This window comes from Microbispora sp. H10670 (assembly GCF_014161385.1).
GTDB lineage: Bacteria > Actinomycetota > Actinomycetes > Streptosporangiales > Streptosporangiaceae > Microbispora > Microbispora triticiradicis.
Genome location: NZ_JABBWW010000006.1, coordinates 234,016 through 259,575, shown reverse-complemented (window position 1 = coordinate 259,575; position 25,560 = coordinate 234,016). Strand labels below are relative to the sequence as shown.

Here is a 25,560-nt window from a genome sequence, read left to right as displayed (position 1 = left end):
GCGTGATCAGATGGCGCAAGGGCGAGGTGGTGCGGGTTCGGCGCGAGTGGCCGGGGGCGGTGGAACTCGACGTCGCCGTCGCCGAAGGCGAGTGCCGGGCACTCGCCTATCCCCCGCTCGTCGGACGCCCTGAGGTGGGCGACACCGTCCTGCTCAACACGACCGCCCTCGCCATGGGCCTCGGTACGGGAGGGTACGCCATGGTGGTGGCCGTCCCCGACCGTTTGCCGCAAGATCCTTCCGGCCCCGGCCACCTCGTGAAGGCACGCTACACCCCCTTGCAGGCCACCGTGCTCGGCGCGGACGAGCAGGGCTCCCCCCACCACGAGGCGCTGCGCGAGGCCGACTCCCTCGACGGCATGCCGGTCGTGGTCGCCGACCTGCACTCCGCGCTGCCCGCGATCCTGTGCGGCCTGTACGCGGACTCCCCGGGGATCAGGGTGGCGTACGTGATGCAGGACGGCGGGGCGCTGCCGGCCTGGTTCTCCATGTCGTGCGCGAAGCTGCGGGAGGTCGAATGGCTGTGCGGGGTCGTGACGACCGGCCAGTCGTTCGGCGGTGACGTCGAGGCGGTCACGCTGCACACCGGTCTCCTCGCGGCCCGCCACGTGCTCGGCGCGGACGTCGCGGTCGTCGCGCAGGGCCCGGGCAACCTCGGCACCGGCACCCGCTGGGGGTTCTCCGGCGTCGCCGCGGGCGAGGCGGTGAACGCCGCGGCCGTGCTGTCCGGCCGGGCCGTGGCCGCGCTCAGGGTGAGCGAGGGCGACCTGCGCGAGCGGCACGTCGGGGTGTCGCACCACTCGCTCACCGCGTACGGCCGGGTGGCGCTGGCCCCGGCCCGGGTCGCCGTGCCCGTCCTGCCCGGCCCGTTCGGGGCCACCGTGAGCGAGCAGGCCGCGACCCTCGCCGGCCGGCACGAGATCGTCAATGTGCCGGTGGACGGCCTGCACAAGGCGCTGAAGGCGTCACCCGTGCGGCTGTCGACGATGGGCCGCGGCCTGGAGGAGGATCTCGCCTACTTCCTCACCTCGGCCGCCGCCGGGCGGGACGCCGCCTCGCTGCTGTCGTAGAACTCACGGAACGTGAACGCCTCCGGGCCCGCCCCTTCGGCCCGGAGGACGCTCAGGCGCGCCATGGCCTCGGCGAGCGACGGCCGATAGCCCTCGGGCACCCACCACATCACGGTGTACGGCTCGGCCGCCCGGTGGAACCACTCCAGGCGGCGCCGCATCACGGGCAGGTGCGCACTGCGGTAGACGAAGTTCCACAGTGTCTCGCGCGACTCCCAGATCGAGAAGTTCACGAGCAGGTCGTCCCCGTAGTCGTGCCTGATCGTGTCGGTGGGATCCTCGCCCCCCTTCATGCGCCAGACGAATCCGGGGGCGGCGTCCGACAACGCGTTGATCGGTTCCAGGGCGGCGACGAAGTCCGCCAGTGTGAGGGAGTCGAGGGGTTCCCTGAGATGGGCGACGTTGAGCTGGGCGAGATGCATGCCCCGATTCTAAGTCAATCTTCGTTGTTTTTAGAAGAGCCGGCGTCTTGGGAAGCGGCGGCTTTCTGGGAGGGGGCGGTGCTTTCGGGAGCGACGGCGTTCCGGGAGGGGGCGTCAGGCCCGAAGGCGACGCAGCACTCCTCCGGGCGCGGGTCGAGCATGGCGGTCATCCCCGTCTCCCCCAGCCCGGCCAGCAGCCCCTCGCACAGCGCGGCGTTCATCGAGCACACCAGCAGGGGATGGCTCTCGGCCAGCACGTGGAAGGGGCAGTTGCGCAGCCGGATCCGCCCCTCCTCCTCGTAGGGTTCGTAGCCCCGCTCGCGCAGCGCCTCCATCAGTCCGCCCACCAGGCCGCCGCCCGCCTGGGCGGCCCCGAGGCGCTCGCCGGTGCGACGGGCGGCCTCCTCCGCCTTCTCCTCGCCGCCCAGCAGGTCGACGGTCTCGGCCAGCACGAGCGCGAGCGTGCGGTAGTCGCGGGGCGGCAGGCTCACGGACCGCTCCTCGCGGGCCCGCCGGTAGACCTTGGCGGGACGCCCGCTGCCCGGACCCGTCCTGCCGGTGAGCCGCCGGAAGCCCGCCTCCAGCAGGCCCGCATCCACCAGCTTGTCGAGGTGGAAGGCCGCCAGCGTCCGTTGGACCCCGACGGCCTCGGCCGCCTCGTTGCGGCCCACGTCCCGCCCCCGCTCGCTCACGAACCGGTACAGCGCCCGCCGCACCGGATCGCCCAGCGCGCTCATCGACTCCAGGTCGTCGCTCACCACAGCGGGAGTCTAGGTGCCCCTCCCGCCGGCCTTTTCCGCGCCGGTCGCGTGCGGGCCGCGCGCGGGCCGCGGGCACGGGTGCGGGCGGCGTTGACACCGCCGTGGCGGCGCTGATTTGTTAGGAAACCTTCCTGGCCGGTCCCCCGCAGGCGCACCCCGCTCCGCCTCCCCGCCTCTCCTCCGCGGGTTCCGGGCGGGCGGCCCGGCGCGGGCGCAGAACGGAGCGACGTACGTGCAGACCCCCCTGATCAGGCATGTCCCCCGGCGCGCGGCCCTGCTGCTGGCCCTCGCGGCCGTCGTCCCCGCGGCGGCGCCGGGCGCGCACGCGGCCCCCGCCCCCGGCGCCTCCCCCGGCCCAGCCCTGTCGATCACCGTACGGCCCGCGCCGACCGGCCTCACGGACGCGAGGAAGAAGGAGATCGCGATGGAGATCGTCTCCAGCGCGGAGAACTCCTCGCTCGACTGGAAGGCCCAGTACGCGTACATCGAGGACATCGACGACGGGCGCGGCTACACGGCGGGCGTCATCGGGTTCTGCTCCGGCACCGGCGACATGCTCGACCTGGTGGAGGTCTACACCAGGCGCAGGCCCGGGAACGCGCTCGCCGGATATCTCCCGGCGCTGCGAAAGGTGAACGGCACCGCCTCGCACCGGGGACTCGGCCCCGGCTTCGTGAAGGCCTGGCGCGCCGCCGCGACCGACCCGGTCTTCCGGCGGGCGCAGGACGACGAACGCGACCGGGTCTACTTCGGCCCGGCCGTCGCGCGGGCCGAGGCCGACGGTCTGCGCGCCCTCGGCCAGTTCGTCTACTACGACGCGATCGTCATGCACGGTCCCGGCGCCGACCCGGTCAGCTTCGGCGGCATCCGCAGGACGGCCATGAGGAAGGCGAGAACCCCGGCGCAGGGCGGCGACGAGGTCGCCTATCTCAACGCGTTCCTCGACGCCCGGAAGGCGGTGATGAGGACCGAGGAGGCGCACGCCGACACCAGCCGGGTCGACACGGCCCAGCGGGTGTTCCTCAGGAACGGCAACCTCGACCTCGACCCTCCGCTGCGCTGGAAGGTGTACGGCGACGCCTACGAGATCCCCGGCTGATCCGTCATCCCCGATCCGCCCGGCGCCCGTCCGGCGAGCGGGCGGGGCCGGGGATCGGGGCGCCGGTGGTGCGGCGCGGTCAGGCGGCGCCGAGGACGTCGACGACGAAGACGAGGGTGTCGGTGCCCTTGATGCCGCCCTGCTCGTTGCCCTTCTTGCCGTAGCCGAGCTCCGGCGGGATCGTCAGGAGCACGCGGCTGCCGACCGGGACGCCGGTCAGGCCCTGCGCCCAGCCCTTGACGACCTGGTTGAGGGCGAACGTCGCGGGCTGGCCGCGGTCCCAGCTGGAGTCGAACTTCTTGTCGGTGCCCCAGATCTTGCCGACGTAGTGGGCGAGGACCGTCTGGTCGGCCTTCACCTCCGGGCCGCCGCCCTTGATCACGGTCTTGACCGTGAGCTTCTTCGGGGCCTTCTCGCTGGTCTTGGTGGTCAGCCCGGGGGCCTTGTCGCCGGCGGAGCCGTCCAGCTTGACGCCGGTGACGCCCGGGTCGACCGCGGTGCCCTGGACCGACTTCAGCGTGGCGGAGACGACGTCGATGACCAGCACCTGCGACGTGCTGTCGAAGTCCTGGCCCTGCTGCTTGGCCTGGGTGAGCTGGTCGGCGGAGAGGTTGTCCTTGGCGACCACGGCCATCACCCGGCCGCCGGGCTTGGCGCCGACCAGCGCCTCGTGCAGCGCCTTGGGCAGCTGCGGGCTGACCGTCACGAACTCCGACTTGTTCTGGTCGTAGTCGGAACCGGCCGCCTTGTTCTCCTTGCCGTCCCAGTTGTAGACCGTCACCTTCGCGGTGAGGACGTCACCGTCCTTGGCGGGCGTCCCCTGGCCGTCGAGCACCTTGAGAGAGGCGGAGGTGAGGGAGGGCTTGCCCGAGGGGAAGGTCAGGGTCGGCTTCTGGCCGGCCGCACCGGTCACCTTGATGGCCGAGGCGGCGGCCTGGCCGCTGGAGGCGGCGCTCCCGGGGCTCGCGGTGGACGTGCTCTTCTGCGCGGTTCCGCAGGCGGCGGCGAGCAGGAGAGGTAGGGCGGCGACGAGTGCCGTACGACGGCGCATATGGGAATCCTCAAACAGACAGCGGGTCCGGGCCAGGCTACCCGAACCCGCCGTCAGAGCGGTGTAAGAGATCACATACCCGCGATGAGCTTGTCGACCCTCTCGTCCACGCTGCGGAACGGATCCTTGCACAGCACCGTCCGCTGGGCCTGGTCGTTGAGCTTCAGGTGGACCCAGTCAACGGTGAAGTCACGCCGCTTCTCCTGCGCCTTGCGGATGAACTCTCCGCGCAGCTTGGCCCGCGTGGTCTGCGGCGGAACCGACTTCGCCTCGAAGATCCGGACGTCGTCGGCCACCCGCTCGACCGCTCCCCTCTTCTGCAGGAGGTAGAACAGGCCGCGCTTACGGTGGACGTCGTGGTAGGCGAGGTCGAGCTGCGCCACCCGGGGCGAGGACAGCGGCAGGTCGTACTTCTGTCTGTAACGTTCAATCATCTGGTACTTGGTGACCCAGTCGATCTCCCGCGAGACGAGGTCGAGGTCGCCGGTCTCGACCGCGCGCAGCGTGCGTTCCCACAGCTCCAGCACCCGCTTGGCGGTCTCGTCCCCGCCGCGGCGGTCGACGAAGTCGCGCGCCTTGGTGAGGTACTCCTGCTGGATCTCCAGGGACGACGCCTCCCTGCCGTTGGCCAGGCGCACCCGGCGGCGCCCGGTCATGTCGTGGGACACCTCCCGGATCGCCCTGATCGGGTTCTCCAGGGACAGGTCCCGCATCACGATCCCGGCCTCGATCATGCGCAGCACCAGATCGGTGGCACCGACCTTGAGCAGCATCGTGGTCTCGCTCATGTTCGAGTCGCCCACGATGACGTGCAGCCGGCGGAACCGCTCGGCGTCCGCGTGCGGCTCGTCGCGGGTGTTGATGATCGGCCGGGACCGGGTGGTCGCCGAGGAGACGCCCTCCCAGATGTGCTCGGCCCGCTGGGAGACGCAGTAGACGGCTCCGCGCGGGGTCTGCAGCACCTTGCCCGCGCCGCAGATGATCTGCCGCGTCACCAGGTAGGGGATCAGGACGTCGGCCAGCCGCCCGAACTCCCCGTGCCGGCCCACGAGGTAGTTCTCGTGGCAGCCGTAGGAGTTGCCGGCCGAATCGGTGTTGTTCTTGAACAGGTAGATGTCTCCCGCGATGCCCTCCTCGCGGAGCCGCTTCTCGGCGTCCACGAGGAGACCCTCCAGGATCCGCTCCCCCGCCTTGTCGTGGGTCACCAGCTCCACGACGTTGTCACACTCAGGGGTTGCGTACTCGGGATGGCTGCCCACATCCAGGTACAGGCGCGCACCGTTGCGCAGGAAGACGTTGCTCGATCGGCCCCAGGACACCACTCGCCGGAACAGGTACCGCGCCACCTCGTCCGGCGACAGCCTCCGCTGCCCGCGGAACGTACAGGTGACGCCGTACTCGTTCTCCAGCCCGAATATGCGTCGATCCATCACCTCACCCTATTCCCCGGAACCGGCGGCCGAACAGTGATCAGGCGGGGGAATGCGACGGAGGTGCTCTCAGGGGGCGTAAATCTCCACCACCTTGACGATCTGCCCCCTCTGCACCGTGATGAGTGCCCGCAGGTCACCGGCGTCGGCCCGCAGGATCAGCTTGTCGCGGGGGCAGCGCTGGGTGCCCACATAACGGCTGTTGATGGTCTGGTCGTCGCCCTTGCATCCGACGGCGCTGAGGAACACGACGCTCTTCGCGAGGGGCGCGGCGAAGGCCATCACGTCGCCTTCGGGCGGTCCTTCGAAGTGGCCGTTCGTGCTGCCGCCGACCTCCGGCACGAATCTGATCGGCCGGTACTCCGCGACGTTCTCGTCCTGCATCGTGACCAGTTGCCCGCGCAGCACGCCGTCCCTGCTCGGGCTGAGGCCCTTGGTGAAGTCGTGCCCGGGGTCAGACTGGAAGGTTTCGCCGAAGACGTCGGGTGTCGCGGCGGTGATCGGCGGACCGGCCTTCTCCGTCTTCCGGGGAGCGGGGGTCGTGGCCGCGGGTACGGGGGCGTCCGACGTGCTGGGGGCCTGCGAGGCCTCCGGGGTGTTGCCGGACGGCTCCGCCGGGGAGGCCGGCGCCGTCACGGTCACCGTGGCGGTGGCCGTGGCCGTGGCGCCGGAGGAGCCGGAGCAGGCGGTCAGCGACAGGAGGGCGACGGCGACGGCCGGGACGCCCGCACGCCGGAAAAGATCAAATGTCGTCACAACCGGATGAGACTAGCGAAACAGGGCTTTGGTTGAGCCGGAATCCCCAATGCGGCCCAATCCCTGACGCGGCCCGCGGACGAGCCCGCGGACACGGCGGCGGCGCCGCGCCCCGGGAGAGGGACGCGGCGCCGTGACACGCGTACGGCGAGGAGTGCCCTACTCGCCGGAGCCCGTGTCGATGTCGCCCTCGGGCGCGATCGGCGGGGCGGTGGGCGGCGGCGCCGCGGGAGTGGTGTCGGGGGCGCGCTCGGCGGTGGCGTCACCCGCGGGCTCCCCGCTCGTGGCGCCTCCGCCGCTCTCCCGGCCCTCCTGCAGGATCCGCTCCAGCCGCGGAGGGGTCAGGCGCAGGAACTTGCGGTGCTCCCGGGCCCGGTCGAGCACGGCGACCTCAAGCTGCGTCGCGGGCGGGCGCTCGCCGCCCGGCTCGGTGAGGGCGGCCAGTGCGGCGTCGAGCGCCCGCGGCAGCGGCAGCCCCTCCTGGTAACGCTCCTTGAGCCGGCCCGCCACGGCTTCGGCCTGGCCGCCGATCACGGCCATGCCCTGCTCGTCGAACACCGATCCGTCGAAGGTGAGCCGGTAGATCTGGTCGTCCTCGGGCACGTCGCCCACCTCGGCCACGACGATCTCGACCTCGAGCGACTTGATCGACTCGGTGAAGATCATGCCGAGGTGCTGGGCGTACAGGTTGGCCAGGCCGCGCCCGGTGACGTCGCTGCGGTTGAAGGTGTAGCCGTTGATGTCGGCGTAGCGGATGCCGGCGAGCCGCAGCGACTCGAACTCGTTGTACCGCCCGACCGCGGCGAAGCCGATGCGGTCGTAGATCTCGCTGATCTTGTGCAGCGCCCTGGACGGGTTGGGCGCCACGAACAGGATGCCGTCGGCGTACTGCATGACGACCACGCTGCGACCTCGGGCGATGCCCTTTCGGGCGTACTCCGCCCTGTCCCGCATGATCTGCTCGGGTGAGGCATATCCTCCGAAGGGGATGGACACCGGGGGTGATCCTCTCTTGGGTTAGCGCAGCGGGGCGGTCGGGCCTTCTGGAGCGGTCATCCGCGTCTCCAGCATCGACTCGACGAACTCGGCGACCTCGTCGTCCGGCAGGCGGCGGTAGCCGTCGGCGTTGATGACCGCCACCACGGGCCAGATCCGCCGTGTGACGTCGGGCCCGCCCGTCGCCGAGTCGTCGTCGGCCGCGTCGTACAGCGCGTGCAGGCAGGCCAGGACGGCGTCCTGCGGGCTGCTGTTCTCCCGGTACAGCTTCTTCAGGGAGCCCCGCGCGAAGATCGAGCCCGAGCCGATCGAGTGGTAGCCGAACTGCTCGTACGGCCCGCCGCCCACGTCGTAGCTGAAGATCCGGCCGCCGTCGCGGGCCGGGTCGTAGGCCGCGAACAGCGGCACGACCGCCAGGCCCTGCATCGCCATGGGCAGGTTCTCGCGGATCATGGTGGCCAGGCGGTGCGCCTTGCCCTCAGTGGACAGCGAGCGGCCTTCCCGCTTCTCGTAGTGCTCAAGCTCGACCCGGTAAAGGAGGGCCACCTCGATGCCGAGGCTCGCCGTGCCCGCGATGCCGATGCAGGAGTAGTCGTCGGTGCGGAACACCTTCTCGATGTCCCGCTGCGAGATGATGTTCCCGGAGGTCGCCCGCCTGTCACCCGCCATCACCACGCCGCCCTCGCAGGTCGCCGCGACGATGGTGGTCGCGTGCGGGATCTGCTCGCCCACCGGGGCCGCCAGCGTCTGCGCGCGGGTCGGCAGCAGGTTCGGCGCGTGCGCGCCGAGGAACTCGGTGAACGACGACGACCCCGTGTCTATGAAGAGGCTGTTCATCCAGGCCGGCTGAGATGCCACGCGACTCCCTCCAAGCATGCGTTGTTACGCCCGACCCTACTCAGGTCGGCGCACTGGTTGCACTCTTCCCGATCAGCTCAGCGCGAACCGAGATCACCCGGCGCGCCGGTCCACGACCCCGGCTCGCTCGCCGGACCTTCTCTTTACGCGGAGGTGATCGTCCGCCCCGGCCGGCGTGTCCGCACGTCAGGGCGTACGGGAAGGGCGGGGGCCGGGCGTGGTTGTGCGCCGCCGCCGGTGGGGAAGGTGCAGGGGCACGGGAGGCCGGACGCCGAGCCGGGGAGGGTGAGGACGTGAAGACGGTGAACGTGGGCATCGCCGGGCTGGGCGTGATCGCGCAGGCCGTCTACCTGCCCCTGCTGGCGCGGCGGCGCGACCTGTTCCGGATCGCCGCCGTGTGCGACCTCGACCGCGACCACGCGGAGGCGATCGGCCGGGAGGCCGGGGCGACGGCGTACGACGACCCGCTGGCGATGCTCGACGGAGCCGGTGGAATCGGCGGCGGTGGACTCAACGGGGGCGGACCCGGCGGGGGCGGGCTCGACGCGGTCCTCGTGCTGACGCCGGGATCCCACGGCCCGCTGGTGCGGGCCGCGCTCGAACGCGGCCTGTGGGTGCTGGCCGAGAAGCCGCTCGCCTACAGCCGCGCCGAACTGGACGGCCTGCCCGGCGACCGGCTGATGGCCGGCTACATGAAGCAGTACGACCCCGCCTCCCAGCGGCTGCTGGAGGCGCTGCACGAGGCGGGCGGGCCGGGCGTCGTCCGCCACCTGGACGCCACCGTGCTGCACCCGTCGGAGGACTCCCAGCTGCTGTTCGCCCGCGTGCGCCGCGGACGTCCCGCGCCCGAGCGCGTCGCCCCCTACGCCGAGGCCGACGAGGAGGCGCTCACCGCCGCGCTCGGCACGTCGTCGGAGCGGCTGCGGCGGCTGTACGCGGAGGTCGTGCTGGGCAGCCTCTGCCACGAGCTGTCGCTCATGCGGCTGTTCACCGGGTCGCCCGACACCGTGGACCACGTCGCCGTGTGGCCCGCCGACGCCTTCCCGCCGTCGGTCGAGCTGAGCGGGACCCTGCCCGTCGAGGGCTCCGGCAGGTACGGCGTGCGCTGGCACCACCTGCCGAGCTACCCCGCCTACCACGAGATCGTGACGCTGCACCACGAGCACGGCTCGATGGAGCTGCGCTTCCCCTCGCCCTACCTGCTCAACGCGCCCACCCGGCTGACGGTCGCGTGCCGGGTCGGGACCACCGAGCGGACGATCGTCCACGAGGACGTCGCCGAGTCGTTCGAGCGGCAGCTTCTCGCCTTCCACCGGTTCGTCACGCAGGACGAACGTCCGCTCACCGGACTGGACGGGGCCCTGGAGGATATCGTCACGGCGCAGCGGATCGTCCACCGGTACGCCCGGTGGGCGGGCATCCCGATCGCCGGGGAGTGCGCGGGCGAGCCCACCGGCGCCCCGCCGCAGGCGACCGCCGGGGGCGCCGACAGCAGCGAAGCCGAGGAGGGCGCGAGTGGAGCCGGTCACGCCGAGGAGCGCGTCAGCCGACCGTGAGCCCCCCGCCGGCCCGGCGGACCCCGCTCCCGCCCCCGCCGACGCGGCGGAGCCCCGGCCCGTGAACGCGGACGAATGCGCACCCGCCCCCGCCACCACGCCTGCCGTCGCCGCTGCCGGACTCCGGTCCGCGAACGCGGGTCACCTGCGACCCCCTGCCGGCTCCGCCACGGCCGGCGCGGCGGAGCCCGTGCCCGCGCGGGACGTGCCGGGCGCGGGCCGGGAGATCGTGGTGGTTCCGCACACGCACTGGGACCGCGAGTGGTATCTCCCCTTCCAGCGGTTCCGGGCCGGGCTGGTGCGCGTGCTCGACGAGGTCCTGGACGCCATGACGGCCGATCCCGCCTACCGGTTCACCATGGACGGCCAGCTCGCGGCGATCGAGGACTACCTGGAGCTCCGGCCGTCGCGGCGCGGAGACATCGCGCGTCTCGTCGCCGAGGGGCGGCTGGCCGCCGGACCCTGGCTGATCCTCGCCGACGAGTTCCTGTGCTCGGGCGAGACCCTGCTGCGCAACCTGGAGTACGGCATGCGCGGCGCCGCCGCGCTCGGCGGGGCGATGCCGGTCGGCTACCTGCCCGACCAGTTCGGCCACTGCGCCCAGATGCCGCAGATGCTCGCGCTGGCCGGGCTGCGCCGGGCCTGCGTGTGGCGCGGCGTGCCGGCCCGCGTGGACCGCGACGTCTTCGACTGGACCGGCGCCGACGGCACGACGATCAGGACGAGATACCTGCCCGGCGGGTACGGCAACGCGTCGGGCCTGTTCACCGGCCCGCCGGAGGGCCTGCCCGACCGGGTCGCCGCCTTCGCCTCCGCCATGGAGGGCTGGGCGGCCGGAGGGACCCTGCTGGCGATGTGCGGCGGCGACCACTCGGCCCCCGTCCGGGAGATCACCACGTCCGGACTGCGCGTCGCCACCCTCGCCGAGGCCCTCGCCGACGACGGCGGGTCCGGCGGCGGAACCGGCCCGGCGGTGCCGCGGGTTCAGGGTGAGCTGCGCTCGCACGCACGGGCGAACATCCTGCCCGGCGTCGTCTCGGCGCGTGTCCCGCTCAAACAGGCCATGGCGCGGGCCGAACGGACTCTCATCCGCTACGCCGAGCCGCTGTCCGCACTGTGGCTCGCGGGCCGGCCGTCCCGGCGGCACGCCGCCGGCCATGCCCAGGAGGAACGGCCGCCCGGGTCCGCCGCCCGCGCGAACCCCCTCGGTCCCGGCCGCGAACCTCTCGGCGAGGCTCCGGCCGGACGGCTGCTCGACATGGCGTGGCGGGCGGTGATCGCCGCCGGCGGGCACGACTCCGTCACCGGGTGCGGCTCCGACGAGACCGCTCTCCAGGTGGCCGCGCGGATCGCGGAGGCCGGGCAGACGGCCCAGGCGGTCGTGGACCTCGTCGCCGCCGCGCTCGCCGAGGCGGCGCCGAAGGGCTCCCTCGTGGTCGTCAACCCCTCGCCGTTCGAACGGACCGGCCTGGTGCTCGCCGACCTGCCGGAAGGCCGCGCCCGGCTGGTGGACGCGGCGGGACGCGCGGTCCCCCTCCAGCGGCTCGGGCACGCGCCCACGCTGCTCGACGAGACCGTCATGGACGACCTGCGGCTGCTCCTCGGCCGCGTCCACGAGCGTGAGCTCTACGGCCACGAGATCGTCTCCTGGGACGCGGCGGACGGCGTCTTCACCGTGACCGTGAGCCGTCACGCCTCCGGCCGCTACGCCTACGAGGACCTGCGGCGGGCGATCCTGGAGGCGAGCCCGGGGTTCTGGGTCGTCCGCACGGTGGCCGAGCCCGTGGTCACCGTCGCGGCGCTCGTCACCGTGCCGCCGCTCGGCCGCGCCGTCCTCACCGCCCGGTCCCCCGCACCCGCCGTCGACCGGGACGACGCCGCCCGCGCCGAAGCCCCGCAGCCTTCCGGAGGCACCGCGCCTGCCGGGGCCGCCGTCCCGGAAGAGGCCGCCGTCCCGGAGGAGACCGCCGGGCCCGCGGAGCCGGCCGCTGTGGCGCACCCCCTGCGGGTCGATCCGTACGGCTTCGACCCGGTGCTCGACAACGGGCTGCTGCGGGTGTCCGTGGCCGCGGACGGGACGCTCTCACTGCTCGCCGCCGACGGCACCGAGGTCCACGGGGTCGGGCGCGTCGTCCACGGCGGGGACGTCGGCGACACCTACAACCACGCCCCGCCGCCGATCGACCGGCTCCTCGACCGGCCTGTGAGCGTCTCCGTCGAGGAGATCTGCTCGGGCCCGCTCACCGGGGTGTACGAGATCGTCCGGGAGTACGACTGGCCCGCCGCGATCGGCGGCGGCACAGAGCGGTCCGGCAACACAGAGCGGTCCGGCAACACAGAGCGGTCCGGCGGCGCGGACGTCCGGACGGCCGTGACCACGCGGGTGGAGCTGCGGGCGGGCGAGCCGTACGCGCGGTGCGAGATCACCATGGACGTGCGCTGCCGCGACCACCGCGTCCGCTGGCACGCACCGCTGCCGCGGCCGGCGGCGGAGTCGCACGCGGAGGGGCAGTTCGCGGTGGTGCGGCGGGGCCTGACGGCCGAGGGCGGGGGCGGCGAGCGGCCGATCCCGGTCTTCCCCGCGGAGTCGTTCGCCGCCGCGGGCGGCCTGGCCGTGCTGCTCGACCATGTCAGCGAATACGAGATCACCGAGGGCGGGACGGAGCTGGCGGTGACGCTGGTCCGGTCGGTCGGCCATCTGTCCAGGAACCGCAACCCCTACCGGGACGAGCCGGCGGGCCCCGAGATCCCTGCTCCGGCCGCCCAGTGCCAGGGGCCGTTGTCGGTGCGCCTCGCCGTCCTGCCGTACGCGGGCGAGTGGCACGAGGCGGGGCTGCCGAGACTCGCGGAGGAGTTCCGCCACGATCTGCTCGCCGTACCGGGCGCCGGCGCCGGCCGGGCGGCTCAGCCCGGTCGCGGGCCGGACGCCGGACCGGGCGGCGGGCTGTCGGTGTCGGGAGAGGGCGTGGTGATGGCGGCGCTGCGCGAGCGGGACGGACGGCTGGAGGTCCGCCTGGTGGCCGAGCATCCCACGGCCACCGAGGCGGTCGTGCGGGGCGGTTTCACCGCGGCCTGGACGGCCGACACGCTGGGCTTCCCGGTGCGTCCGCTGCCGGTGCGGGACGGATGCGTACGGCTCCGCCTGCGGCCCTTCGAGATCGCCACGATCCACCTGTCGGAGGATTGACCCGGCGCGCCCTCCCGGCCAGCGCTTTTCCGACGGCCCGGCCGGGGTAGGGGAGATATCCACTCGCCTCCGGCACCGGGCGAGCACCAGTGGGACAGGAGGAGGGCATGCTGGACCGGTCGCACCGCCTGGAGCCGGGCCGCCTGGAACGCTTCGCTCTCCGCGGCGCGCCGGGACTGGCCGCGGTGAGCCTGGCGGGCACCGGTTTCGCACTCCTGACCGGTCTGGTGGCCGGCCGGTGGGAGCCGCTGTACGCCGCCGACCGGGCCGTGACCGACGATCTCAACCGGCTGGTGGCCGGCGACGCGCTCACCCTGGAGATCCTCAGCACGCTGACCGACTTCGGCGGCGGCACCGTCTTCACCTGTGTGCTGGTCCTCGCCACCGTTCTCCTGCTCGTCCGGCGCGAGGTACGGCAGGCCGCCTACGTCGTGGCCACGTCGCTCGGCTCGCTGATCCTCTACCCCGTGCTGAAGCTGCTGATCGGCAGGCTGCGTCCCGTCGTGGCCGAGCCCGTGGCCACGGCGACCGGGTTGAGCTTCCCCAGCGGGCACTCCATGAGCTCCCTGGTCTCCTACGGCGTGCTGCTGCTGGTCTTCGCGCCGCTCGCGCCTCGCCGGGCGCGTGCCCTCGCCGTCGCCGCGGTCGCCTGCCTCGTCGTGCTCGTCGGCTTCACCCGCGTCGCGCTCGGCGTACACCACCTGAGCGACGTGATCGGCGGCTGGCTCCTCGGGCTGGTCTGGCTGTGGGTCACCGCCGCGGCCTTCCGGCCCTGGCGTCCGGAGGCCGTGCCCGGCACGTCACCGGACGAGGGACCGGTCCTGGAGGGCGCCCCCGGACAGGACGGGGGCCGGGAGCCTGGGGGCCGGGAGCCGCTGCCGCATCCCTGGCGCGCCGCGGCGGAGGCGCTCACGGCCTGGGTGCTCGTCCTCGGGGCGCTGTTCGGGACCGGGCTGCTGCTCACCCGGGCGTCCGGGAGCACGGCCCTGGCGGTCGCCGATCACGTGGTCGTCCGGTGGGTCGCCGATCTACGCGGTCCGGTGCTGGACGGGGTGGCCGCGTTCGGCAGCCGGATCGGCGGCACTCCGTGGATCCTCGCCGGCGCCCTCGCGGCCTGCGCTCTCGCCCTGGCCGTGCTGCGGCGCGCACGGCCGGCGCTGTTCCTGCTCGTGGCGACGGCCGGGCAACTGGCCCTGGTCCTCACCGCCGCGGCGGCCGTCGGCCGCTCCCAGCCCGCCGAGCCCGTCCGTCTGCCCGGCGACCTGACCATCGTCCGGCCCACCGCCCCGCCGGTCGCCCCGCCCGGCGATCCGGCGGCCGGCCTGGCGGTCGCCGTGCACGAGTCCTGGCCGCTGACGTCCGGCTTCCCCTCCGGCCAGGTCGCCGGCGTGGTGGCCCTCTTCACGGCGATCGTGGTGCTGGTCCGGCACAGTGCGGCACGCCGCCCCTGGCTACTGGCCGCGGGCGCGGCGGCCGTGCTCGTCCCGCTGCTGTGCGCCCTGTCGCAGATCTACCGAGGAACGCAGCACCCCATAGGCGTGCTCGCGAGCGCGCTGCTGGCGCTTCCGTGGGTCGCCGTGGCGTGGTGGGTGCTGCTCCGCGACCGGCCACACCGAACACACCGGCCACCAGCCACTCAGCCCACACCGTCCGGTCGCCGAAGCCGGTGACCGGCCGGGCGCTCGCCCGGCCGGCAACGGGGGCGCGGCGGCCGGCGCACCGGGAGGTCCCGGGCGCCGCCACCGGCCCAGACGTCTCCCCCCTGGGTTACTGTCCGCCCTTCTGCACGTAGGAGCGGACGAACTCCTCCGCGTTCTCCTCCAGGACCTCGTCGATCTCGTCCAGGATCGCGTCGACATCGTCAGTGAGCTTCTCGTGGCGCTCCTGCACGTCCGAAGACGCCTGCGCCTCGACTTCCTCGACCTCGTTCTCCTGGCGGCCAGTCTGCTTCTGGCCGCCACCGGTTTCCTTGGTCGCCATCCCTGACACCTCCGCTGCTCGGGGGGACGCCTCTCCCCATATCTTCCCCGAACCGACCGACAATGCGCGCCCCGGGGCACGCGATCTTTGGAACGGTGCCCGCGGCGGGCACATCGGCCCTCGGCGTGGGCCTTCTCTACATCGGATCGTTATCGACGTCACACTCTTCGTGGCCGTCTTTCGTCGTCGTGCCCCCACCTACGGGACGACAATGGGGGATCACGGATCTGGGCTGGCTCTAGCGCACGGGTGGTCGATGGCATCGCACGCACGGCAACTGCTGGCGGATCGGTACAAGCTGCTGACGCCCTTCCGGCGGGACGGCGGAGGGATCATGTGGCAGGCCCATGACCTTCGCCTCAAACGCGACGTCGCGATCAAGGAAGTGCAGCCGCCGTACCGTGTGGACGTGGCGGACCTGCCGGCCGCCCGCAGGCAGGCGCTGCGGGAGGCCCGCTCGGCGGCCCGGCTGAGCCATCCGGCCGTGATCACCGTGCACGACCTGCTGGAGGACAAGGGCCGCCTCTGGATCGTCACCGAACTGCTCCAGGGGCTCACGCTCGGGGACACCGTGCGTCATCTCGGGCGGCTGCCGGTCCACTGGGCCGCCTGGGTCGGTTTCCAGCTCCTCTCGGGCGTACGGCACGCGCACGCGATGGGCGTGGTCCACGGGGACATCCGGCCGGGCAACGTGACGCTGACCGAGGACCGGGTGGTGCTGACCGATTTCGGCATCGCCGCCTTCGACCGGGATGTGACGGGACCGGCGACGGTGCCCGTGACGCGGTCGGGGGCCTATCTCGCACCCGAGCGCCTTCGTGGCGAGGCCCTCACCCCCACCGCCGACCTGTGGTCGTTCGGCGCCACGCTGTACTGCGGTGTGGAGGGGAGGCCGCCGTACCCGAGCATGGGCCCGCTGTCGGCCGGGATGATGCTCGGCCGCGAGCCGGACCCGCCGCGCCGGGCGGGCCCGCTGCGGCCCCTGATCGAGGGCCTGCTGCGACGTGATCCGCTGGACCGCCTCACGATCGAGCAGGCCATGCAGATGCTGGTGGAGGTGCTGCGGCGGCAGGGCATCCCCGCCGCCGCGCCGGGCCGGACCTCCGGTGAGCTGCCCAGCCGCGCCAGGACCAACCCGTACGGGCACTCCCCCGCTCTCGGCGCACCCCCTCGGCAGGGCGAGCTGACCGCCGGGTTTCCGCCGCACGGAGAGAACCGCCAGCGTGGCGGCCTTCCACGCTGGCCCGCGCCGCCCGGCCGTCCGCGCCGTCCCGGCGGTGCCGGCGGCCTGACCAGTCCCTCCGGTCCGGGCTTTCCCCGGAATCTCGGTGGAGGTCACCCGGACGGCCCACGCCCGCCGGCCGCCCCCCTGTGACGCCTGGGCCACCCCCCGGGCCCGGCGCGAAGGACGGCCGGATCGTGCTCCTCGGTCAGCCGTGGTGGGTGCGGAACTTGACGATCCGTCCGTCCGGTGGCGATCGAGACTTGAACTCCTCTCCTGCCTGAAGGCCGGAGCTTCTCCCGTCGTGTCGCCGTCAGGCGGCGTGCGGGCGTTGACGCTTCGCAGACCGGGCAGTCCCGAGGTCTCCACGTCCTGACACCGCAGTTCCTGCGGCGTTGCGAATGTTGATCGCGGCGTTGGTGTCGGCATGCCCGGCCCACCCGCACCCGGGGTGGACGCACGAGAACCGGGTGCCGTCGCGGGAGGCCGGGTCACGGTGCCCGCGCTGGTACTGCCCACCCCTGCCCAGGGCTTCCGGGTCGACGACGTCGACCCGGGCCCGGACGACCGCGCCCGCGTGAAGTTCCAGTCTGACGAGGGCAGGCTGGAGATCGAGGTGCGCTGCCCCGGCGGCGTGCCGGCCCCTCGAATCTCCCGGCACGTCTGACCCCGCCGGCGTCCTCTCGTGGCCGGTGGCGGGTCAGGCCTCGCCGGTGAGGGCCGCGACGAGGTCGGCCGCGGTGCGGCACCGGTCGAGCAGGTCGCCCACGTGCGCCTTGGTGCCGCGCAGCGGCTCCAGGGTCGGCACGCGCTGGAGCGACTCTCGGCCGGGGATGTCGAATATCACCGAGTCCCAGGAGGCCGCGGCGACCGACTCGCTGTACTGACGCAGGCACCGGCCGCGGAAGTAGGCCCGGGTGTCGGTGGGCGGCGTCTCGACCGCGCGGTCGACGTCCTCGTCGGTCACCAGGCGCTGCATCCGGCCCCGGGCGACCAGGCGGTTGTACAGCCCGCGGTCGGGCCGGATGTCGGAGTACTGCAGGTCGACCAGTTGCAGACGGGGATGCGACCACGGCAGGTTGTCGCGGGTGCGGTAGCCCTCCAGGATCTCCAGCTTGGCGACCCAGTCGAGCTCCCGCGAGAGCTGCATCGGGTCCTCGGCCAGCCGGGTGAGCACCGACTCCCAGCGGTTGAGCACGTCCTTGGTCAGGTCGTCCACGCCGGAGCCGAAGCGGTCCTCGACGTACTTGCGGGCCTGCTCCAGGTACTCCATCTGCAGCTGCACGGCGGTCATCTTCCGCCCGTTACGCAGCGCGATCTCGTACTTGCAGGTCGGGTCGTGGGACACCGCGCGCAGCGCCGCGACCGGCGACTCCGGCGCCAGGTCGATGGTGAGGAATCCCTCCTCGATCATCGCCAGGACCAGGGCCGTTGTACCGAGCTTCAAATATGTCGAAATTTCCGACATGTTGGCGTCGCCGATGATCACGTGCAGGCGGCGGTACTTCTCCGGGTCGGCGTGCGGCTCGTCCCGGGTGTTGATGATCGGCCGCTTCAGCGTGGTCTCCAGCCCGACCTCGACCTCGAAGAAGTCGGCGCGCTGGCTGATCTGGAAGCCCTCGCCGCGCGAGTCCTGGCCGATGCCGACCTTCCCCGCGCCGCACATGACCTGCCGCGACACGAAGAACGGGGTCAGGTGCCGGACGATGTCCGCGAACGGCGTGGCCCGGCGCATGAGGTAGTTCTCGTGGCACCCGTACGAGGCGCCCTTGGCGTCGGTGTTGTTCTTGTAGAGCTGGATGGGCGCGTTGCCGGGGACGGCGGACGCCCGGACCGCCGCGTCGTACATCACCCGCTCGCCCGCCTTGTCCCAGATGACCGCCGCCCTGGGGTTGGTGCACTCGGGCGTCGAATACTCCGGATGGGCGTGGTCGACGTACAGACGCGCGCCGTTGGTGAGGATCACGTTGGCGAGCCCGAGGTCCTCGTCGGTGAGCTGGCTCTGGTCGGCCACCTCACGGGCGAGATCGAATCCCCGGGCGTCGCGGAGCGGGTTCTCCTCCTCGAAGTCCCATCGGGCCCGGCGGGCGCGGGCGGCCGACGCCGCCAGGTACGCGTTGACGACCTGTGAAGAGGTCACCATCGCGTTCGCCCCCGGTTGACCGGGCACGGCGATGCCGTACTCGGTCTCGATGCCCATCACCCGCCGAACCGTCATTCCCACCCCGCCCGTGTCAGGCCGTCGTCGTCATATCCGAGCCTAGCCCTTTCTCTATGCCCTGCTACCGAACAGTTACGGCACAGATGCCTCGGGACTTTGCGCCGGAATCGGCGGCACCGTCCGGGAAGGGGTGCCCCGGCCGCGCCGGCGGGACCCGCGCGAGCGGTCGAGCAGGGCCCCCAGCCTGGACCGGAGCCACCGCTGGCCGGGCCTGTCGACGAGCCGGTAGACCGCGTACGCGAGCGCGATCGAGACCGTCATCGTGATCCCGGTCAGCAGCCAGGGGTCCAGCACGTCCCGGTACGCCGGGATCAGGACGGCGGAGATCGTCTGGTGCAGCAGGTAGAGCGGGTACGTGAGGGCGCCGACGGTGACGAGGGGACGCCAGCGCACCCACCGCAGCCAGCCGAGGGCGACCGCGGCCATCAGGAGGTAGATGAGCGTGATCGCGACGATGACGGCCTCCGGCGGCGCCGGGTAACGGGCGATCCCGATCAGGCGCACCCGCTCCCCCACGCGCTCCAGGGCGGCGTGCAGGGACATCCCGTAGCCGGCCGCCACGAGCAGCCACGGCACGAAGGCCGCCGACCGCGCCCCGAAGCGGTGGATCAGGAAGAAGGCCATGCCCGCGATGAAGTACGGCGCCTGCCTCGGCATGAAGACGAAGACCAGCACGTCGTTCTGGGTGAACTCGGCGAGCAGGGCCAGGCCGGCCCAGGCCGCCAGGAACACCAGGCAGCGCCGCAACGTGATCCCCACAAGGGAGAACAGCGCCAGGAGGACGTAGAACCGCAGTTCCACCCAGAGCGACCAGAAGACGCCGCCGGCGTGCCCGACGTCGAACGCCCCCTGCAGCATGGTCAGGTTGAGCAGGTACTCCCCGGTGCTGAGCTTGGGGTCGAACCCGGAGACCCCGCTGAACCGGTACAGGATGAAGATCACGATCACGGCGAACCAGTACGCCGGGTACAGCCGGGAGACCCGGGACACGGCGAACTCGCCGACCGTGTGGCCCCACACGCTCATCAGGATGACGAACCCGCTGATGAGGAAGAACAACTCCACGCCGAGGATGCCCAGCGTGGTGAGGCGGGCGACCGGCGCGAACAGCTTCGTGGGGAACTCGTCCCACAGGGACTTGCTGGCCGCCATGTAGTGGAAGGACATGACCGCGAACGCGGCGACGAAGCGCAGGACGTCGAGTTCGACGAGGCGGCGGCCCTTCGCGGACCGGCCGTCGCCGGGCGCGTCCGGCGCGCCCGCGGGAGGAACGGAATGTCGCACAGGACTCACAGGACCCACCCGCGCGCGCCAAGAAAGATCACGCCATCTTTGACGTGATCACATGCCCTTCCGGTTCCCTCCGAGATCCACGATCTTTGGACGACCCCCGGAAAACGGGAGGAGCGGCGCGATCCGGGATCGCGCCGCTCCTCCTCCGTGTCCTTCTCGGCATCGGCGCCGGCCAGGCCGGCGCCGGACGATGCCGACTACGGATGCCTATAGGTACTGACCGGTGTTGGCGACCGTGTCGATCGAACGGCCGGCCTCGGTGCCCTGCTTGCCCTGCACGAGCGTGCGGATGTAGACGATCCGCTCGCCCTTCTTGCCGGAGATGCGGGCCCAGTCGTCGGGGTTGGTGGTGTTGGGCAGGTCCTCGTTCTCGGAGAACTCGTCCACGCAGGCGGCCAGCAGGTGGGAGATCCGCAGGCCCTTCTGCCCGGTGTCGAGGAACTCCTTGATGGCCATCTTCTTGCCCCGGTCGACGATGTTCTGGATCATCGCGCCGGAGTTGAAGTCCTTGAAGTAGAGGACTTCCTTGTCGCCGTTGGCGTAGGTCACCTCGAGGAAGCGGTTCTCCTCGCTCTCGGCGTACATCCGCTCGACGGTCCGCTGGATCATCCCGGCGATCGTGCCCTCACGGCTGTCGCCGTGCTCGCTCAGATCCTCCGGGTGCAGCGGCAGCTCGCTGACCAGGTACTTCGAGAAGATGTCCTTGGCCGCCTCGGCGTCCGGCCGCTCGATCTTGATCTTGACGTCCAGGCGGCCGGGCCGCAGGATCGCCGGGTCGATCATGTCCTCGCGGTTGGAGGCGCCGATGACGATGACGTTCTCCAGGCCCTCGACACCGTCGATCTCCGACAGGAGCTGGGGGACGATGGTGTTCTCGACGTCGGAGGAGACGCCGGAGCCGCGGGTCCGGAAGATCGAGTCCATCTCGTCGAAGAACACGATCACCGGGGTGCCCTCGGAGGCCTTCTCCCTGGCCCGCTGGAACACCAGGCGGATGTGCCGCTCGGTCTCGCCGACGTACTTGTTGAGGAGCTCGGGGCCCTTGATGTTGAGGAAGAAGCTCTTGCCGGACTGTCCGGTCTTCTCCGCGACCTGCTTGGCCAGGGAGTTGGCCACGGCCTTGGCGATCAGCGTCTTGCCGCAGCCGGGCGGGCCGTACAGGAGCACGCCCTTCGGCGGGCGCAGCTGGTGCTCGCGGAACAGGTCGGCGTGCAGGTAGGGCAGCTCTATGGCGTCCCTGATCTGCTCGATCTGCCGGCTGAGGCCGCCGATCTCCTCGTAGGAGATGTCGGGGACCTCCTCCAGGACGAGCTCCTCCACCTCCGACTTGGGGATGCGCTCGTAGACGTAGTTGGATCGGGGTTCGAGAAGCAGGGAGTCGCCGGCGCGCAGCGGCTGGTCCAGCAGCGAGTGGGCGAGCTTGACGACCCGCTCCTCGTCCGCGTGGGAGATGACCAGCGCACGGTCGCCGCTCTCCAGCAACTCCTTGAGCATGACGATCTCGCCGACGTCCTCGTAGCCGAGGGCCTCGACGACGTTGAGCGCCTCGTTCAGCATGACCTCCTGGCCACGCTTGAGCGAGTCGGCGTCGACGGCCGGGCTGACGTTCACCCGGAGCTTGCGCCCGCCGGTGAACACCTCGATCGTGCCGTCGTCCCTGGCCTCCAGGAACACGCCGAAACCGGACGGCGGCTGCGCCAGCCGGTCGACCTCCTCCTTCAGGGCGACGATCTGGTCCCTGGCCTCCTTGAGGGTGGCGACCAGACGCTCGTTCTGGCTCGTGAGAGCGGCCACCTGTGCCTGCGCCTCATGGAGGCGCTCCTCGATGACCCTGGCCTGCCGGGGAGACTCGGCCAGCTTCCGGCGCAACGCGGTGATCTCCTCCTGCAGGAAGGAGACCTGTGTTGTGAGATCGGCGACCTCCCGTTCGCGCTGCGCGGCTCGAGCCTCAGCGTCGTCGCGAGCTGCCACGCCCCGTCACCTCCTTCCCCGTCGAGAACGACTACTCAAGACCCTACCTATCTTGGCGCTGTACGTAACCTGGCCGGGCAGTGTTCGTGTAGTTACGTTGGGTGTTCGGCGTTTGATGCCTTATGGGTGGAATATTCGGATCAGCATTAGCAACGCACCCGAATGCTCCCGTGTCACGGGGCTTTGCCGGGATGTGGCCGAATCGTCACACTTGTTCGGTCCCCTCTCCGTACGCCCCCTTGGCGGGGCGCCTGCGCCGCGGCGGGGGCGTGACGCCGTCCGCCATGCGACGGGCCGTGACGAGGAAACCCGTGTGTCCGACCATCCGATGGTCCGGCCGGACCGCGAGACCCTCGACATGCCAGTCGCGAACCAGGGTCTCCCACGCGTGGGGCTCGGTGAAACTCCCGTGCTCCCGCAGGGCCTCCACCGTTCTGGACAACTGGGTCGTTGTCGCAACATAGCAGCAGATAACTCCTCCTGGGGTGAGGGATTTCGCCGCCGCGTCCACGCACTCCCAGGGAGCCAGCATGTCGAGGACGACGCGGTCCACGTCGGCCTCGTCGAGCGCGTCGACGAAGTCTCCGACCACCAGGCGCCACTGCCCCTGCGGGCCCCCGAAGAACTTCTCCACGTTCTTGGTGGCCACCTCGGCGAAGTCCGCGCGCCGCTCGTAGGAGGTGACCTTCCCCTCCGGCCCGGCCGCCCGCAGCAGGAAGCAGGTGAGCGCGCCCGACCCCACACCGGCCTCGACGACCCGCGCGCCGGGGAAGATGTCGGCCATGGCGACGATCTGCGCCGCGTCCTTCGGATAGACCACCGCCGCGCCGCGCGGCATCGAGACCGCGTAGTCGGCCAGCAGGTGCCGGAACGCCAGGTAGGACGTGCCGCCGGAGGACCGCACCACGGACCCCTCGGGCTGCCCGATCAGGTCGTCGTGCGGGATCGACCCCTTGTGCGTGTGGAAGACGCCGCCCTCTTTCAGCGTCACCGTGTGCCGCTTGTTCTTGGGGTCGGTGAGCTGGACCTGATCTCCAGCCCGGAACGGACCGTGCCTGCGAAAACCCATGCGGAAAAGGCTAGTGCCGCGACCGCCGAGGTTTGCCCGTCCGGAGCGGTGGCGCCGGGTGTCCCCGGCCGCCGGAAAACGCCTGGCCGTGGCGGGGAGACCGCTGGTAACAATGGGACATGTTGCCCCAAGAGGCCATCCCCGCCGGTCCGGTCGTTCTGCGCCTGCCGGTCGAGGGGGACGCCGACCAGATCGCCCGCGCCTGCTCCGACCCCGGCATCCCGCGGTACGTCCCGTTCATGCCCTCGCCGTACACGCGGGACGACGCGCTGACGTGGATCACCAAGACCGTGCCCGAGAAGTGGGGGGACGGCGGCGCGTACTTCGTCGTCGCCGATCCCGCGACGGACGAGGTCCTCGGCGCCGCGGGGCTGCAACCGCGCGACCGCTTCGGCGCGTCCGACGTGGGCTACTGGCTCGCGCCGTGGGCGCGGGGGCGCGGCGTCGCCACCGCGGCCGTGCGGGTGCTCGCGGAGCGGGCCTTCGCCCTGGGCGTCACCCGGATCTCACTGCTGGCCGACGTGGACAACATCCCGAGCCAGCGGGTCGCCTTCCGGTCCGGGTTCGCCCACGAAGGCGTGCTGCGCGGGGCGGGCGTCCCCCGGGGCGACACCTCCTCCGACGTCGCCGTGTTCGGGCGGCTGAGCACCGACCCCGGCGACCCGATCACGCCCTTCCTGCCGTTCTTCCCGGGCGGCTCGCTCACCGACGGCGTGGTGCGGCTCACGCCGCTGACCGCCGCCGACGCCGCCGATCACTTCGCCCTGGCGTCCGTGCCCGACGTGACGGAGTCGCACGTGCCGCCCAGGCCACCGGTGTACGCCGCCAGCGAGCTCGTCTGCCGGTACGCGCGCCATCGATGGCTGACCGGGCAGCGGGTGGACGCCGCGATCAGGGACGCCCGCACCGGGGAGTTCGCCGGGGACATCCAGCTCACCGGCGTCGTCCCGGACCTCGGCCAGGCCATGCTCGGCTACAGCCTGCTCCCCGCCTTCCGCGGGCGCGGCCTGGTGACGCGGGCCGTGACGCTGCTGGTCGACTGGGCGTTCGGGCAGACGCCGCTGCGCAGGATCGTGGCCGGCACCATGACCGGCAACACGGCGTCGCACCGGGTGCTGGAGCGCGCCGGTTTCACCCGTGAGCATCTCGTGCGGGGTCTGCTGCCGGGTCCCGGCGGCACCCGCGTCGACGACCTCCAATGGGCCCGTACGCGCGACTGAGCCCTCCCCGGACCTCGTGGAGCATCGCGGAACGGACAACCCGCCCGCGCTCGGGCGCCGCCCGGAACCCGGCACCCGAGCGCGGGCCGTCCGCGGCCCGCCACGCCCGCCGGGGCGTCCCGGCCACACCGATGCCGGCCGGCCCCTCAGTCGGCGCCGTACGCGGCCCGCAGCTTGGCGAAGGCGGCATCCGTCCCCTGGAGCGCCCGGTCGATCTCCTCGTCGGTGTGGGCGGCCGACAGGAACCAGTTGTGCCAGGGGTGCAGGTAGACGCCCTCCTCAAGGCAGGCCCCGGCCCAGTGGATGCCCTTCTCCAGCGTGTCGTCGCCCTCGAAGGACAGCCACGGCACCTGCACCGGGCCGGTCTGCCGCACCACGAAGCCGTGGGCGGCGGCCTGGGCGGCGAGCCCTTCGCGCAGCCGCGTCCCCGCCCGGTGCATGAGCGCGGGCCCGTCGCTCTCCCGCAGGATCTCGATCGTCGCCTTGGCGGCGGCCATCGCGGTCGCGGAGAACCAGAACGAGCCGGTCGAGTACAGCGACTGGGCCGCCCCCCGGAGCGCGTCGGCGCCGGTGAGCGCGGCGATGGGGAAGCCGTTGGCCATCGCCTTGCTCCAGGCCGTGAGGTCGGGGCGCACGCCGAGCGGCTCCCACGAGCCGCGCAGGTCCAGCCGCCACCCGGCCCGCACGTCGTCGATCACCAGTGCCGCGCCGAGGCGGTCGGCCAGCGCCCGCACCCCCCGGGCGAACGAGGCGTCCGCCGGCTCCTGGTCCTCGAACGAGTCGTGCTTGAAGGGGGTGACGAGGATCGCGGCGACGTCGCCGTCCGCCTCGGCCGCCGCCGCCTCGGCACTCGCGAGGTCGTTGTAGGTGAACTCGATCGTGTCCGCCCGCTGGTTGGGGGTGACCCCCGAGAGGCCGGGCGTGCACCAGGGGTCGGCGCCGTGGTAGGCGCCGTGGGCGACGAGGACCTTGGTCCGGCCCGTGGCCGCCCTGGCCACCATCAGGGCCTGCGTGGTGGCGTCGGTGCCGTTCTTGGAGAACATGGCCCAGTCCGCCGACGGGATCAGGTCGACCAGCAGCTCGGCCAGCTCGACCATGATCGGGCCGGGGCCGTTGAGACAGTCGCCGGACGCCTGCTGCGCCGCGGCGGCGGCCTCGACCCGGGGCTCGCGGTGGCCGACGATCATCGGTCCCCAGCTGCACATCAGGTCGACGTACTCGCGGCCGTCGGCGTCCCACTGACGGGCTCCCTCGGCCCGGACGAAGAACTGGGGATAGCGGTCGCCGTGCAGGACCGCGTTGAGGTGGCCGTACATGCCACCGGGGATGACCTTCGCGGCACGGGCCCGCAGGGACGCGTCGACGGACATGGGCGGACTCCCGGGGTATCGGAGGAGG

21 protein-coding genes are annotated in these 25,560 nt (G+C 72.1%); 8 read left to right on the top strand and 13 right to left on the bottom strand.

Features of this window, described 5'->3' with window-relative positions:
- The first annotated feature begins 2 nt into the window (after nt 1-2).
- A complete protein-coding gene (locus HHX33_RS11775) occupies nt 3-1,070 on the top strand; it encodes a DUF3866 family protein (protein WP_182874596.1) in 1,068 nt (355 codons plus the stop codon).
- On the opposite strand, the gene HHX33_RS11770 is transcribed toward HHX33_RS11775, so the two are convergent.
- Entirely contained in the window at nt 1,016-1,492 is a 477-nt protein-coding gene (locus HHX33_RS11770) for a DUF3291 domain-containing protein (RefSeq protein WP_138461125.1), read from the bottom strand. The genes HHX33_RS11775 and HHX33_RS11770 overlap by 55 nt on opposite strands.
- Nucleotides 1,493-1,506: 14 nt before the next feature.
- Nucleotides 1,507-2,253, bottom strand: a complete 747-nt coding sequence (locus HHX33_RS11765; RefSeq protein WP_310741317.1) for a transcriptional regulator — start codon at nt 2,251-2,253, stop codon at nt 1,507-1,509.
- A gap of 232 nt (nt 2,254-2,485) precedes the next feature.
- Between HHX33_RS11765 and HHX33_RS11760 the strand changes: the two genes are divergently transcribed.
- Nucleotides 2,486-3,352: a chitosanase gene (locus tag HHX33_RS11760; RefSeq protein WP_310741316.1), complete on the top strand. Its 867-nt coding sequence runs from the start codon at nt 2,486-2,488 to the stop codon at nt 3,350-3,352.
- Nucleotides 3,353-3,431: 79 nt separating this feature from the next.
- On the opposite strand, the gene HHX33_RS11755 is transcribed toward HHX33_RS11760, so the two are convergent.
- From HHX33_RS11755 to prcB, 5 genes are all read right to left on the bottom strand, one after another.
- A complete protein-coding gene (locus tag HHX33_RS11755; RefSeq protein ID WP_182874595.1) occupies nt 3,432-4,403 on the bottom strand; it encodes an FKBP-type peptidyl-prolyl cis-trans isomerase in 972 nt (323 codons plus the stop codon).
- Between the two features lie 71 nt (nt 4,404-4,474).
- Nucleotides 4,475-5,833, bottom strand: coding sequence for a Pup--protein ligase (pafA, locus tag HHX33_RS11750; RefSeq protein ID WP_150934758.1), 1,359 nt, complete (start codon nt 5,831-5,833; stop codon nt 4,475-4,477).
- Between the two features lie 69 nt (nt 5,834-5,902).
- Entirely contained in the window at nt 5,903-6,589 is a 687-nt protein-coding gene (locus HHX33_RS11745; RefSeq protein WP_117408750.1) for a hypothetical protein, read from the bottom strand.
- A 159-nt stretch (nt 6,590-6,748) separates the two neighbouring features.
- Complete coding sequence (gene prcA, locus HHX33_RS11740) at nt 6,749-7,585, bottom strand: proteasome subunit alpha (protein ID WP_182874594.1); 837 nt, start codon at nt 7,583-7,585, stop codon at nt 6,749-6,751.
- Between the two features lie 21 nt (nt 7,586-7,606).
- Entirely contained in the window at nt 7,607-8,422 is an 816-nt protein-coding gene (prcB, locus tag HHX33_RS11735; RefSeq protein ID WP_208759019.1) for a proteasome subunit beta, read from the bottom strand.
- A gap of 314 nt (nt 8,423-8,736) precedes the next feature.
- Here prcB and HHX33_RS11730 point away from each other — a divergent pair, with 314 nt between their 5' ends.
- The 3 genes from HHX33_RS11730 (at nt 8,737) to HHX33_RS11720 (ending at nt 14,856) form a co-directional block, all read left to right on the top strand.
- Complete coding sequence (locus HHX33_RS11730; RefSeq protein ID WP_310741315.1) at nt 8,737-9,999, top strand: Gfo/Idh/MocA family oxidoreductase; 1,263 nt, start codon at nt 8,737-8,739, stop codon at nt 9,997-9,999.
- A 61-nt stretch (nt 10,000-10,060) separates the two neighbouring features.
- The gene (locus HHX33_RS11725) at nt 10,061-13,186 is read left to right on the top strand and encodes a glycoside hydrolase family 38 C-terminal domain-containing protein (protein ID WP_310741314.1); all 3,126 of its coding nucleotides are present in this window, start codon (nt 10,061-10,063) and stop codon (nt 13,184-13,186) included.
- Nucleotides 13,187-13,293: 107 nt separating this feature from the next.
- Nucleotides 13,294-14,856: a phosphatase PAP2 family protein gene (locus HHX33_RS11720; protein WP_182874593.1), complete on the top strand. Its 1,563-nt coding sequence runs from the start codon at nt 13,294-13,296 to the stop codon at nt 14,854-14,856.
- Between the two features lie 97 nt (nt 14,857-14,953).
- Here the strand turns inward: HHX33_RS11720 and HHX33_RS11715 are convergent, their stop codons facing one another.
- A complete protein-coding gene (locus HHX33_RS11715) occupies nt 14,954-15,166 on the bottom strand; it encodes a ubiquitin-like protein Pup (RefSeq protein WP_117408698.1) in 213 nt (70 codons plus the stop codon).
- Between the two features lie 256 nt (nt 15,167-15,422).
- On the opposite strand from HHX33_RS11715, the gene HHX33_RS11710 reads away from it, so the two are divergent.
- A complete protein-coding gene (locus HHX33_RS11710) occupies nt 15,423-16,541 on the top strand; it encodes a serine/threonine-protein kinase (RefSeq protein ID WP_182874592.1) in 1,119 nt (372 codons plus the stop codon).
- 343 nt (nt 16,542-16,884) lie between these two features.
- On the top strand, nt 16,885-17,055 hold the full coding sequence (locus tag HHX33_RS11705) for a hypothetical protein (RefSeq protein ID WP_182874591.1): 171 nt from the start codon (nt 16,885-16,887) through the stop codon (nt 17,053-17,055).
- A gap of 33 nt (nt 17,056-17,088) precedes the next feature.
- Here the strand turns inward: HHX33_RS11705 and dop are convergent, their stop codons facing one another.
- From dop to HHX33_RS11685, 4 genes are all read right to left on the bottom strand, one after another.
- Nucleotides 17,089-18,606, bottom strand: coding sequence for a depupylase/deamidase Dop (gene dop, locus HHX33_RS11700; RefSeq protein ID WP_117408704.1), 1,518 nt, complete (start codon nt 18,604-18,606; stop codon nt 17,089-17,091).
- Nucleotides 18,607-18,681: 75 nt separating this feature from the next.
- A complete protein-coding gene (locus HHX33_RS11695) occupies nt 18,682-19,893 on the bottom strand; it encodes an acyltransferase (RefSeq protein ID WP_310741313.1) in 1,212 nt (403 codons plus the stop codon).
- A 216-nt stretch (nt 19,894-20,109) separates the two neighbouring features.
- Nucleotides 20,110-21,873 (bottom strand): proteasome ATPase, encoded by a 1,764-nt coding sequence (arc, locus tag HHX33_RS11690; protein ID WP_117408706.1) that lies wholly within the window; start codon nt 21,871-21,873, stop codon nt 20,110-20,112.
- Between the two features lie 205 nt (nt 21,874-22,078).
- Nucleotides 22,079-22,942 carry a tRNA (adenine-N1)-methyltransferase gene (locus HHX33_RS11685; RefSeq protein WP_117408707.1) on the bottom strand — a complete coding sequence of 288 codons (864 nt, stop codon included), beginning with the start codon at nt 22,940-22,942 and terminating at the stop codon, nt 22,079-22,081.
- 119 nt (nt 22,943-23,061) lie between these two features.
- Here HHX33_RS11685 and HHX33_RS11680 point away from each other — a divergent pair, with 119 nt between their 5' ends.
- Nucleotides 23,062-24,162: a GNAT family N-acetyltransferase gene (locus HHX33_RS11680; protein WP_182874590.1), complete on the top strand. Its 1,101-nt coding sequence runs from the start codon at nt 23,062-23,064 to the stop codon at nt 24,160-24,162.
- A 146-nt stretch (nt 24,163-24,308) separates the two neighbouring features.
- On the opposite strand, the gene HHX33_RS11675 is transcribed toward HHX33_RS11680, so the two are convergent.
- Nucleotides 24,309-25,532, bottom strand: a complete 1,224-nt coding sequence (locus HHX33_RS11675; protein ID WP_182874589.1) for an aminotransferase class III-fold pyridoxal phosphate-dependent enzyme — start codon at nt 25,530-25,532, stop codon at nt 24,309-24,311.
- Nucleotides 25,533-25,560: the final 28 nt, after the last annotated feature.